The sequence below is a fragment of the Acinetobacter sp. A2 genome (assembly GCF_048537555.1).
Taxonomy (GTDB): Bacteria; Pseudomonadota; Gammaproteobacteria; order Pseudomonadales; family Moraxellaceae; genus Acinetobacter.
Window position 1 is genome coordinate 947,608 of record NZ_CP183239.1, and the last position, 12,644, is coordinate 960,251.

8 protein-coding genes, 1 pseudogene and 1 other annotated feature are annotated in these 12,644 nt (G+C 41.7%); of the genes and pseudogenes, 2 read left to right on the plus strand and 7 right to left on the minus strand.

The window, feature by feature from the left end; all coding sequences use genetic code 11:
• Positions 1–283 precede the first annotated feature (283 nt).
• Positions 284–1,503 (minus strand): IS3 family transposase gene (locus ACNS8M_RS04445; RefSeq protein WP_419225211.1). Its coding sequence is split into 2 segments (ribosomal slippage): positions 284–1,227 and positions 1,227–1,503, totalling 1,221 coding nucleotides; the frame shifts between segments, so codons are not numbered across the junction.
• Positions 1,112–1,228: a sequence feature (AL1L pseudoknot), on the minus strand. Its footprint overlaps the gene before it by 117 nt.
• A gap of 48 nt (positions 1,504–1,551) precedes the next feature.
• Positions 1,552–1,638, minus strand: a pseudogene (locus ACNS8M_RS04450) (IS5/IS1182 family transposase); the annotation flags it as partial.
• A gap of 254 nt (positions 1,639–1,892) precedes the next feature.
• On the opposite strand from ACNS8M_RS04450, the gene ACNS8M_RS04455 reads away from it, so the two are divergent.
• Together ACNS8M_RS04455 and epmA are read left to right on the plus strand one after the other, a co-directional pair.
• Entirely contained in the window at positions 1,893–2,960 is a 1,068-nt protein-coding gene (locus ACNS8M_RS04455; protein ID WP_168418052.1) for a 4-phosphoerythronate dehydrogenase, read from the plus strand.
• Entirely contained in the window at positions 2,957–3,937 is a 981-nt protein-coding gene (gene epmA, locus ACNS8M_RS04460; protein WP_194559137.1) for an EF-P lysine aminoacylase EpmA, read from the plus strand. The genes ACNS8M_RS04455 and epmA overlap by 4 nt, the downstream gene beginning before the upstream one ends.
• Positions 3,938–4,097: 160 nt before the next feature.
• Here the strand turns inward: epmA and ACNS8M_RS04465 are convergent, their stop codons facing one another.
• The 5 genes from ACNS8M_RS04465 to metF form a co-directional block, all read right to left on the minus strand.
• Complete coding sequence (locus ACNS8M_RS04465; protein WP_168461195.1) at positions 4,098–5,333, minus strand: multifunctional CCA addition/repair protein; 1,236 nt, start codon at positions 5,331–5,333, stop codon at positions 4,098–4,100.
• Positions 5,334–5,435: 102 nt separating this feature from the next.
• Positions 5,436–7,715 carry an NADP-dependent malic enzyme gene (locus ACNS8M_RS04470; protein ID WP_419225212.1) on the minus strand — a complete coding sequence of 760 codons (2,280 nt, stop codon included), beginning with the start codon at positions 7,713–7,715 and terminating at the stop codon, positions 5,436–5,438.
• Positions 7,716–7,853: 138 nt separating this feature from the next.
• Positions 7,854–10,727, minus strand: a complete 2,874-nt coding sequence (locus ACNS8M_RS04475; protein WP_419225213.1) for an EAL domain-containing protein — start codon at positions 10,725–10,727, stop codon at positions 7,854–7,856.
• Between the two features lie 182 nt (positions 10,728–10,909).
• The gene (locus tag ACNS8M_RS04480; RefSeq protein WP_419225214.1) at positions 10,910–11,626 is read right to left on the minus strand and encodes a 16S rRNA (uracil(1498)-N(3))-methyltransferase; all 717 of its coding nucleotides are present in this window, start codon (positions 11,624–11,626) and stop codon (positions 10,910–10,912) included.
• A 36-nt stretch (positions 11,627–11,662) separates the two neighbouring features.
• Positions 11,663–12,499, minus strand: coding sequence for a methylenetetrahydrofolate reductase [NAD(P)H] (gene metF / locus ACNS8M_RS04485; RefSeq protein ID WP_168525859.1), 837 nt, complete (start codon positions 12,497–12,499; stop codon positions 11,663–11,665).
• Between the last annotated feature and the right edge of the window lie 145 nt (positions 12,500–12,644).

Genomic DNA, 12,644 nt, shown 5'->3' on the forward strand with positions numbered 1-12,644 from the left:
CCTGTAGCTACAAAAATATGCCCTAAGGGGCATATTTCTAGTACGCAACAGGGCTTGTCAGGGGCGACCCCCTGAACCCCAAACAGTTTATAGTAAGAGTGAGGAATGTATAATTTTGCTATGGTTACTATTCAATGAAAATTTCAATATAAAATGTACTGATAAGCCTAGATTAAAAAATAGGATCTACTAAGTACAAGAGAATACCAATGATTTAATTATTAGAAAAAATTTTGCAAACTACTGAACCGTACCGGGTTTGTCGGAGACTTTTTTATTTAAGTTAGGCCACCTGACCTAACGGATTAATCTTATCATAGTACATTGCTTCAAACTCAAAAGGCGATACATAACCCAGTGCGCTGTGTACACGTTCTTTATTGAACCAATCGACCCAGTTTAGTGTCGCAAGTTGTACATCTGCTAAACCTTGCCAATCTGCTTTTAAATATTCAATCACCTCTGTTTTGTATAAGCCATTCACCGTTTCAGCCAGAGCATTATCGTATGAATCACCAGTCGTACCGACTGATGCTCGTAAATTTGCTGCTTCTAAACGATTGGTATAGCGAATGGAAAGATATTGCACACCTCTGTCGGAATGATGAATCACATTCTTTGGCATGCCTCGATCATGCAATGCTTGCTCCAGTGCATCAAGTACCATATCTGTATTCATCCGTGTTGATACTTTCCATCCAACAATTGCTCGCGAGAACACATCAATAATAAATGCGGTGTAGACCCAGCCAGAATTGGTTTGAATATACGTAAAGTCACTGACCCATAATTGGTCAGGTCGATCAGCACTAAAATTCCGTTTCACTAAATCATCTGCTCGTTTTTGATCATCTCGGCTGCGGGTAGTTTGTTTGTTCTTACCACGCCAAACACCTTGTATATCTAGCTTCTGCATCAATCGAGCAACTGTACAACGTGCAATAACATAGCCTTCACGTTTCAATTTTTGCCAAACTTTACGTACACCATATCGACCTAAACTTTCTTTCCAAATACGTTTGATTTGCTCTGCATGATGTAAATCATGCAGAGCACGTTTCGCTCGATGTTCTGGGTTATCAACGAGATCTAAAGCCCGATAATAGGTCGAAGCTGCAATCGGTAAAATTCTACAAATCGCTTCAACACCATATCGATCTTTATTGTTATGGATAAAATCCACCATTATTTGTGTGGGCGGTCGAGCTCCGTCTGGGCGAAAAAAGCGGCTGCTTTGCGTAGAATTTCATTGGCACGCTTTAATTCTTTAATTTCACGTTCCATTTGCTTCATTTTTTCTTGGTCAGATATCTGTTGTACTTTGGCAGGATTTAGTTGATCCATATGCTTTAAATACCAAACACGCAATGTTTCAGGAGTACAACCGATTTTAGGAGCAATAGCTGTGATCGCAGCCCAATTCGATGGATAATCTTTTTCAGATTCAATCAATAGTTGAACCGCTCTTTCTCTGATTTCAGGGGTATATTTTAATTTTGTCATCGGGATAGTCTCTCAGAATATTGACTCTCCGACAAACCCGGTACGGTTCACCATTTCACTAAAAACTGGTCGAGGTACGCCAACCAAGCGCTGGAATTCAGAATCTGAAAAACGGTTTAATTTCTGATATTTCATGAAATCTATATTGAGGTAGTTTTTACTTTCGCAAGAGGTCTAATATTTGATTAGACTGTGTAGGACTACTGTTAGACGGACACCGCTTCCGCCAAATATCAGCAATAAAGCCCTGACAATGTCAGGGCTTTATTGTTTTTGGGTTATGCAATGTAAGTAGCATAGACAAAACATATTCAGATTATCTCAGCTCGAATAGTCATCCCGAACAACACAAGCTATCATAAGCAGGCAAATACACATGGGATGGCAATATGAAAATCATTGCAGATGAAAATCTGGCATATACCGATTATTTCTTTGCAGATTTGGCAGAAATACAGCATAAAGCAGGGCGCCGCCTGACGCATGAAGATGTTCAAAATGCCGATGCATTATTAGTCCGTTCCGTTACCCAAGTGAATGCAGTACTCATTCAAAATACTCCGCTTAAATTTATTGGCAGCGCCACCATTGGTACTGACCATCTGGATATTCCTGCGATAGAGCAACACGGTATTGCATGGTCAAATGCCGCAGGTTGTAATGCGCAAGCGGTGAGTGAGTATGTGATTACCGCATTGCTTCATCTCAAGCCTGAATTACTACATGCCAATCAAAACTTTACGCTTGGTGTGATTGGGTTAGGTAATGTCGGTTCCAGATTGGTCAAAATGGCACAATTGTTAGGTTGGAATGTAATTGCACATGATCCTTTTGTGCAACTGCCACAGGTTCAACAATTCAGCTTGGACGAATTATTAAAACAGGCAGACGCTGTCTCTATTCATGTGCCTTTAACTGATACGGGAGAGCATCCAACTTATCACTTAATTAATGCAGCACGATTGGCATGTATGAAGCCTCAAGCTATTTTAATTAATTCTGCACGCGGGCCAGTGGTTGAAGAAGCTGCGTTAATACATGATATTCAGCGTACCCAGCGTCTAGTGGTACTAGATGTGTTTGAACACGAACCAGAAATTTCCGCAGAACTGCTAGCTTTACTGGCTTTGGCAACGCCACATATTGCGGGTTATAGCTTGGAAGGTAAAGCGCGAGGCACTCAAATGATCTATCAGGCGTTCTGCCAAACTTTCGATTTGGAAGCAAATAAAACCTTTGAAAGTCAGTTGCCTGCTTGTGAAACCTATTTTCAAAAGCAAGACCTGAAAAGCAGTTTACAAGCACATTTAACTCAAATTTATAATATTGCACGAGATGATGCCAATTTACGTGCTTGCCTAAAAGATGGCAAAGTCGAGCAGCAGGCTTTTGATCATTTAAGAAAAACCTATCCTTTGCGTCGTGAATGGGCAGCACATGGGGGCCCGCAGGCATGAGTTCGATAATTCAGTATCAACCCACCTGTGATTTAAACAGCATGCGTGTGCGTGCCAAACTTTATGCACAAATTCGTCAGTTTTTTGCTGAGCGTGAGGTGCTTGAAGTTGAAACACCCGTGTTATCACAAGCAGGGGTGACCGACGTCCATTTGGCTTCTGTACAGGCACTTCGTCATGTGCAGGGCAAACTACATACGCATTATTTGCAAACTTCTCCTGAATTTGCCATGAAGCGTTTATTGGCAAGTGGCAGTGGGCCGATTTATCAAATTTGTAAAGTGTTTCGTGATGATGAGCACGGTCGAAAACACAATAGCGAATTTACCATGTTGGAATGGTATCGCCCTGAGTTTAGTCTGAAGGATTTAATGTTTGAGGTCACAGATTTGCTAAATCTGACTTTAGAACAGCGTTTTGGCGAAGTGCGACCTACGCTGCTGAGTTATAAACATGCATTTATGGATCGTTTAGATTTAAACCCACTGCAGGCGAGTCTGCAACAACTGAAAGATTGTTGTCATCGACTTGGGTTGAATTTGGACTTGGGGGATGACCGTCTAGGATATATCGATCTGTTATTCTCTCATTTTGTTGAACCGAGTTTAGGGTTTGATGCACCTGTTTTTTTAATCGATTTTCCACCTGAGTTGGCTTCATTGGCTAAAACAAAAAACGATGCAGATGGTGAATTGGTCGCTGCTCGCTTTGAGTTATATATCGAAGGTTTAGAACTTGCAAACGCCTATGATGAGCTGATTGATGCAGCGGTATTACGATCACGTTTCGAGGCCGATAATGCTGATCGCGCACAACTCGGTTTGCATGTGATGCCAATTGATGAATATTTGTTGGCAGCTTTGCCCAATATGCCTGCTTGTTCAGGTATAGCCTTGGGGATAGATCGTTTACTAATGGTCGCAACAAAACAGATGCGTTTAGAACAGGTGATTAGTTTTCCTGCTCAATTGGCTTAAAGCATGATGCTGGGGCATCATTAGGTTTCGTCAGAGCTTGATATTGAATTTGATTGAGTAGATAAAACCTCAGGGCTCAGCCTGAATATAAAAGCCGCTAGTTGTATTGCTAGCGGCTTTTTATTTAAAACTGGTCTAGGTAAAGAGATGAAGCAATGGTTTAAGCAGTGACTGCTAAATGACGTGCCTTTAATTGCTCAATGGCTTTAATACGTCGTTCAATCAGCATTTCACCAATATCTGGACCTTGAATATCCGCAGGTAAGTCCTGCGCTTTGATACTGCGCACAACTTGTACAGCCTCTAACACATATTGTGCTTGCGGGTAGTCACGATCTTCCAAACCCAAGCGACCTCGTGAGTCACATTCACAGGCTTGTACAAAGGCTTCGACTCGCTCAGGGCGACGTAATACATCTAAACGCTGTAATAAACGCCATAAAGTGCCAGGCTTTAAAGTCAGCGCCTGATGGCATTTTAAATGTTCCTTACATACCGCAAGCGCCAGTTGTTTGGTGTTTGTTGGTACTTTAAGTCGCTCACACACTTCTGTAACAGGCTTTAAACCACGTTCTTCATGCATGATGTGACGTGGCAATTCATCTGCAGGGGTCAGGGCTTTGCCTAAATCATGTAGAAGCACTGCAAAACGTACATCCAGTGAATAATTGGCACGACAAGCTTGCTGCAGCGACATCATGGTATGCAAACCACTGTCAATTTCAGGGTGATACTCAGGACGTTGTGGAATACCAAACAGTGCATCCAACTCAGGGAATAAAACTTTTAAAGCACCACAGGCACGTAAAGTTTCAAAATAAACATCAGCACGTTCTTCCATCAAAGCACGCGAAGTTTCTTTCCAGACACGCTCCGGTGTCAGCGCCTGTAGTTCGCCTGATTCTGCAAGTTGCTGCATTAGCAACAAGGTTTCAGGGGCAACCTGAAAACCCAAGCCGTGATAACGTGCAGCGAATCGTGCAATGCGTAATACACGCAAAGGGTCTTCTGCAAAGGCATCAGACACATGACGCAGGACTTTATTGCATAAGTCTTGCTGCCCACCGTACGGGTCGTAAACAGTGCCTTCATCATCCATCGCCATAGCATTGATGGTCAGGTCACGACGAATTAAATCTTCTTCTAAAGTCACACTCGGGTCTGTATAAAACTCAAAACCATGATAACCATGACCCGACTTGCGTTCAGTTCGGGCAAGTGCATATTCGTCTTTGGTGTCTGGGTGTAGAAAAACAGGGAAGTCTTTGCCCACAGGCTGAAAGCCTTGAGTCAGGAGTTGGTCGGGTGTCGCACCAACTACAACATAATCTTTTTCGTGATAGGGGTGACCGAGCAAGTGATCTCGAACTGCACCGCCTACTAAATAAACTTGCATGAAAAAACCTCTATTCTTCAAGCAATCATGCTACAGAATAGAGGTTTTCTCAAGTCCATAATTCTGAGTCAATGGCTCAGAATTACATGGAGTATCTATAAATTATAGGCTGTCACGTTCCGTTTGTTGAATTTCAGCAACGGTTAACGCAGTCATATTCACTACACGACGTGTCGTAGCGGTTGGCGTCAAGATGTGTACAGGTTTCGCTGCACCCAACAAGATTGGGCCAATTGTGACATTGTTACCAGAAGTAGATTTCAACAAGTTAAATGAAATATTTGCAGAATCTAAGTTAGGCATAATCAACAAGTTTGCAGAACCTTTGAAGCGTGAGTTCGGGAAAGCAAATTGACGGATATTTTCGTCTAATGCTGCATCACCGTGCATTTCACCTTCAACTTCAAGCTCAGGTGCAATTTCGCTCAAAATTTCAAACACTTTACGCATTTTTTGTGCGCTTGGGTCTTGTTGGTCAGAGCCAAAGCTAGAGTGTGACAATAAAGCAACACGTGGTGTCATACCAAAACGACGTACTTCTTCAGCAGCCAAAATAGTCATTTCAGCAAGCTGCTCAGCAGTTGGGTTGGTGTTGACATAGGTGTCTGCAATAAACAGGTTGCGGTCTTCAAGCATTAATGCATTTAGGGTAAAGAAGTTGGTACGGCCTTCTTTTAAACCAATTACATTTTTCACGAAATCAAGGTGAATGTCATAGCTTGAGTAAGTACCACACAACATACCATCTACTAAACCGTGTTTCACCAACATTGACGCAATAAGGGTAGAGCGACGACGTGCTTCACGTTGTGCATACTCAGGTGTAACCCCTTTACGCTGCATAGTGGTGTAATAATCTTCTGCGAATTTTTCGTAATTTGGGTTGTTTTCCTGATCAACGATTTCAATATTGACACCGTGTTCAAGACGCAAACCTAATTTTTTGATATTCGCTTCAATGACCGCAGTACGACCCACCAAAATTGGTTTTGCCAAGCCTTCATCTACTGCAATTTGTACTGCACGCAATATACGTAAATCTTCACCTTCGGCATAAGCAATACGTTTTGGATCAGTTTTAGCCTGTGCAAAAATTGGCTTCATCATAAATGCTGAGTTGTAAACAAACTCAGATAGACGTTGACGATACGCTGAGAAGTCTTGAATTGGACGGCTTGCAACGCCAGAGTCCATTGCTGCCTGAGCAACAGCAGGTGCAATTTCAAGAATCAAACGCTGATCAAGCGGACGTGGAATTAAATAGTCACGACCGAAAGATGCAGATTTTTCACCATAGGTAGCGGCATCCGCTTCGATGTGCGCCATACGCGCAATGGCATGTACACACGCAATTTTCATTTCTTCGTTGATGGTGGTTGCACCCACATCTAACGCGCCACGGAAAATATACGGGAAGCACAGTGCATTATTCACTTGGTTTGGATAGTCAGAACGACCTGTTGCCATGATGACATCTGGACGTACTTCGTGCGCATGTTCAGGCAAAATTTCTGGGTCTGGGTTGGCCAAAGCAAAGATGATTGGATTTTCAGCCATTTCTTTAACCATGGCTTTGGTCAAGATTCCTGCTGCAGAAAGACCAAGGAACATATCAGCACCGCCAATGACATCGGCAATTTGTGTTCCTTCAATATCTTGCATATAGCGTTTTTTCGACTCATCTAAACCTTCACGCTTAGTGGTGATTAGGCCGCGAGAGTCAGCAACAATGATATTTTCTTTTTTTGCACCCAAGGCACATAACAAGTCCAAGCAAGATAGTGCTGCTGCACCTGCGCCTGAAGCGACGATTTTAATTTCATCAATTTTTTTGCCATTGAGTAACAAGGCATTGAGTAGGGCAGAACCTACAATAATTGAAGTACCGTGTTGGTCATCGTGGAACACAGGAATGTTCATGCGTTCACGTAGTTTTTTCTCGATGTAGAAACATTCTGGCGCCTTGATATCTTCAAGGTTAATCCCGCCAAAAGTCGGTTCTAACGCGGCAACAATATCGACAATTTTGTCTGGATCATTTTCAGCAATTTCAATATCAAAGACATCGACACCAGCAAACTTTTTGAAGAGTACGCCTTTACCTTCCATTACAGGTTTAGAGGCTAAAGGACCAATATTCCCTAAACCGAGTACAGCTGTACCGTTACTGACTACAGCAACCAAGTTACCACGTGCGGTGTAAAGTGCTGCTTTTGAAGGATCACGTTCAATCTCTAAACATGGTGCTGCGACACCTGGGGAGTAAGCGAGCGCTAAGTCACGTTGATTGACCAGCTGCTTACTTGGTGTAACGCTGATTTTTCCTGGTGTTGGAAATTCGTGATAGTAAAGTGCCTGCTGTTTTAATGATTGATCGTCCATCTGAATCTCGTATGTGACAAGTTAGCCAGCGGTGCTGGTGGATTTTTATGAATCCTATCGAATATACCATTACTTGCCCTATTAGCACAGTCGTTGCTGTTTATTTTTAGAGCAAACTTAGAGCTTTCGGGTCTAGTTTCAGATTAAGGAGCTATAAGCGCGTGAGTCCTGACGTGCTTGTAGAAACAGCGTTGCTTCCTGTTCAGGTAAAGGCTTGGAAAATAAATAGCCTTGCGCAATGTCACATTTCAAATTCTGCAAATACTGTAACTGCTGTTCAGTTTCGATCCCTTCTGCAACAACTGTCATGCCCATGGCTTTGCCCATCGCAATCATGGCACTCACAATCGCCTCTTGTTTGGAATGACCAATTTTTGAAATAAAGCTGCGGTCTATTTTCAGGCTGTCAATTGGGAAGTCGGTTAAATAGGATAGGGATGAATAACCTGTACCAAAATCGTCTAAGGAAATATGAATATGGCGTTGTTTAATTTTATCGAGCAGTGATTTCACGGTGCTTGAATTTTCAACTAACGATGATTCCGTGATTTCCAACTCCAGACTGTCACCTGAAATTTGGTAGGTGGCCAAAGCATCATCTAAATCTTGTAATAACTGACCACGTTGCAATTGCTGTGCTACCACATTGACCGATACGCGAATATTATTAAAACCTAATTGCTGCCATTTCTGAATTTGTTGTGCAGTTTGTTGAATCACTTCACGACCAATTTCAGAAATTAGACTGGTTTGTTCCGCAATAGGTATAAACAAGTTTGGTGGCACAATACCTTTGGTTGGATGATTCCAACGCACCAACGCTTCAAAGCCGACCACATGCTGATTATGGAAATTAATTTTTGGCTGATAGTAGACCAATAACTCATTATTTTTAATGGCTTGGCGGAGGTCACGTTCTATGTGCACATTCTGTTCAAGCAATTTGGTATTTTCTAATGAGTAGTATTTGGTAGTGTTACCACCTAAGCGTTTTGCTTCTAATAGGGCTTGTTCAGCACAGTTGTTTAAGTAGTCTAGCTGGCGGCCATGCTCTGGATATAAAGAAACCCCCATCGACAAGGTAATAATGTGGTCTTGATCTTGAATGTGAAATGGTAATGCAAAGGTTTTGCTGATCCGTTCGCAATGCTCTTGTATAGATGGGCGAATATGCGAAAGTTCGTACACAATTGCAAAATCATCACCGTTTAAATGCGCCACAATCAAGGCTTCAGCATTGGTTAAGCGCAAACGCTGTGCCACTTGGCGCAGTAATTCATCACCACCATTATTGCTTAAATATTCATTTAAAGGGCGGAAACGGTCGATATTCAAGCGAATGACAGCCAGTTGCTGCAAAGAATCTTGTTGCGACACTAAATACTGATGTAGTTGATAGTTGTAATAAAAACGATTAGGTAAATCGGTCAGTGGGTCGTAATTTTCGAGGTAGGAGAGGCGTTGCTCCTGAATTCTGTGTTCAGTTAAATCTGAAACGATCCCAATATAATTGATGACTCGGTTTTGCTCATCCGTGACTGCATTAAGGTGCAAGCGCACAGGCAGTTCTTTACCAGAAGCAAAGCGAACATTCATTTCACCATCATATTTGCCAGTGTTGAGCACTTGCTGGGTAATTTTCTTATGCGCAATGCGCTGTTGGACTTTACTGCGCTCGGCTATGTCAAATATAGATTTACCAATAATTTTTTCACGTGCGAAACCACTTAATTCTGAAAAGAATGGATTGGCTTCGATATAACACAAATTCTCATCTAGAATAAAAATACCTTCAGCGGCTTGTTCAAGCACACTTGCGGTCAATTTTAAGCGTTCTTGACCAAGTCGTTCTTGATGAATGTCGCGGCGAATACCCACCATGCGTAAAGGCTTATGCGTGGTTGGGTCACGCTCAATCACTCGGCCAATATCTTGCACCCAACACCATTTGCCATTTTGCTGAATCCGATAAGTTGCTTCATAACGCTCACTTAGTCCACGCAAATGTTGTTTCATGGTGCTATGAAAATGCATGACATCGTCAGGGTGGATCATTTGTTTTAATTTATTACGATGTTTTTTGCTGTTTTCTAAACGGGTTTGCTGATGCCTATCGCTAATCACAATACTGCGATCACGAATATTCCAATCCCAAGGTTTTAAGCCCGCGGCTTCATGTGCCAAAATTAAATTGTGCTGCTGGTTTTGTAAGTCACGATGGATTTGTTCTAAGTCAAAAGTACGTTCTCTAACTTTTTGTTCCAGCATTTGATTGTTGAATTGGAGTTGCTGCTCAATGTCTTTGGACTTGTTCATTTCAGCTTGTAATTGTTGGCAGAGCTGATCTGTCCATTCCACTTGTTGTTCGGCCGTTTTTTTGAATTGGTTGTTTTTAAAATAAACACTCGATAAACGCCGATGCATGTGCATAGAAGTATTGGCGCAAATGAGCAAGGTAATGAGAGCAAAGTTAGTGGCCACGAAAAAGAAGGCCGAGTTTTCTGTGCGAATTAAAAATTGCGCAGCGATATAAGGTAAAATCGCAGGTATAAACACCCAACAAAAATAACTGAGACGTTGCGTTAAGAAGGTCAGGGCAAAGGTCTGACTGACAATAATCAGCAAGGCCGCTAATATAATGGCTTCGTAGCTGCTGAGTTCAAGATTGTGCTGCGGCAAATAGTAGTACAGTAAGCTGACGCCAAATGCGATGGCTGTGCCTGTCAGAAAACAGACCAATTTTAACCAGCTATGCGCATGCTCTAGCTGATATTGTCCTGCTTTAAAATGGACTGCGGTTAAAAGTAAACAGGAACCAATGGTTAATTCGGTCAGAATAAACCACACATTAAAATAAATAGATGAATGAGCAAAAGAATATTGGTAAATAAAAAAAACATACAGACAGACAATCGCGATGCTGACTAAAAAAAAGCGCAGCAGTCGAATCGTATTGGTTATTTGCGCAGCATATAAATATTGCTGTAACAACTCATCCTGAACGTCTGACATATATCCCCAAAGTCTAACAAATGATCAAATGACTTCTATTTTTAAATAACTTGTTGCTGCTAAAATTCTCGGTGTTTTGTGATTGAATTTTAGACAGATATTTTTAATATATGGCTTGAGATTAATCATGTAAATCGTAAAAAGCAACGTGTTTACAGGATAAATCTGCAAAAACAGATAAATTATTTATCCATCGTATAATTTAGAATCGATAATGCTACTACTGGCGCGGTTTCAGTGCGTAAAACACGTGCGCCAATACACCAGTTCTGAAAGCCAACAGCGTTTGCAGCAGCAATTTCAGCATCACTTAATCCACCTTCAGGGCCAATCAACAAAGCAAAATCTTGGCTTGCGTTATCCAATACATTCACTTGTTCTTTATTCGGCGCAAGAACCAGCTTGGTGTGTGGTAAATCACCATTCAACCAGTCAGATAGACTTAAGGGCGCTAAAATTTTAGGCACAAGATTCATACCGCATTGCTCACAAGCTGCAATGGCAATACCTTGCCAGTGATCCAGTTTTTTTTGATCTCGATCATATTTCAAACGCATTTCACAACGCTCTGAAGTCAGTAACTGAATTTCAGTCACCCCAAGCTCCACTGCTTTTTGAATTGCGTAATCCATACGGTCACCCTTGCTCATGACTTGACCTAATACAGTGCTAAAGCGAGGTGTGCGATTGTCTGGATTGAAGTCTTGAACTTGGACACAGGCTGTTTTTTTTGCAATTTCGGTAAGCTCAACCTGATATTCACCACCTTGTCCATTAAACAAGGTGGCGCAATCACCCACTTGAGCACGCAAGACTTTAACCCAGTGATGAAATACTGTTTCAGTCAGATCAACTTGCGTATCTACTGCTAAATCAGCCTCAATATAAAAACGGGGCATAGGTCTTACTCGTTCAGGTGAATAAAAGGTAAAGGATTAAGCCAAACCAAGATCAGTCACTAGCTGACGTGTTGGTTCAGTATTGTTCATGGTATAAAAATGCAAACTTGGTGCACCACCTGCAATTAGGCGTTCACATAGCTTGATAATCACTTCATGGCCAAAGGCTTTAATTGACGCAGTATCATCGCCATAAGTTGCCAACTGTTTACGAATCCAGCGTGGAATGTCTGCACCTGTGCTGTCAGCAAAGCGAATTAAATTGCTGGCATTGGTAATAGGCATAATGCCTGGTGCAACAGGAATATTCACCCCTTGCTTTTGAATACGTTCTATAAAATAGAAGTAAGCATCTGGATTGAAAAAGAGCTGGGTAATGGCAGCATTTGCACCTGCATTGACTTTGGTCACAAAGTTTTGAATGTCGTGATCAAAGTTATCTGCTTGAGGATGCATTTCAGGATAAGCCGCAACTTCAATGTGAAAGTAATCACCTGAATGTTCACGAATAAAGCGTACCAAGTCCGACGCATATGGCAATTCGCCTAAACCGACCTGACCTGAAGGTAAATCACCACGTAAAGCCACAATACGATCAATACCTTGAGCTTTATAGATATCAAGCAATTCGGCAATGCGTGCTTTGTCATCACCAATACAAGATAAATGCGGTGCGACAGGTGTGCCTTTACCATTTAAATCACTAATGGCCGATAACGTGCGCTCACGCGTTGAACCGCCAGCACCATAAGTGATTGAGAAAAATTCAGGTTTTAGAAGTTGCAATTCTTGATGTACAACTTTGAGTTTTTCTGCACCTACATCGGTTTTAGATGGGAAAAACTCAAATGAAATAGGAACTTGTTTCGACATAGTTAAATCCTTTTTATAAATACTTATTTATATTCTTTCACCTCTCCTAAATCCTCTCTTGCGCTGGGTTTAAAAGCAGTGCTTTAAACTTGCTCAGGAGAGGACTTACCCTCGAATACATTCATTAAACAATGAATAATTCCCT

Coding starts and splice junctions, on each gene's coding strand:
- ACNS8M_RS04475 (WP_419225213.1), bottom strand. CDS start 10,727: ATGTCAGACGTTCAGGATGAGTTGTTACAGCAATATTTATATGCTGCG.
- ACNS8M_RS04465 (WP_168461195.1), bottom strand. CDS start 5,333: ATGCAAGTTTATTTAGTAGGCGGTGCAGTTCGAGATCACTTGCTCGGT.
- epmA (WP_194559137.1), top strand. CDS start 2,957: ATGAGTTCGATAATTCAGTATCAACCCACCTGTGATTTAAACAGCATG.
- ACNS8M_RS04480 (WP_419225214.1), bottom strand. CDS start 11,626: ATGCCCCGTTTTTATATTGAGGCTGATTTAGCAGTAGATACGCAAGTT.
- ACNS8M_RS04470 (WP_419225212.1), bottom strand. CDS start 7,715: ATGGACGATCAATCATTAAAACAGCAGGCACTTTACTATCACGAATTT.
- ACNS8M_RS04455 (WP_168418052.1), top strand. CDS start 1,893: ATGAAAATCATTGCAGATGAAAATCTGGCATATACCGATTATTTCTTT.
- metF (WP_168525859.1), bottom strand. CDS start 12,499: ATGTCGAAACAAGTTCCTATTTCATTTGAGTTTTTCCCATCTAAAACC.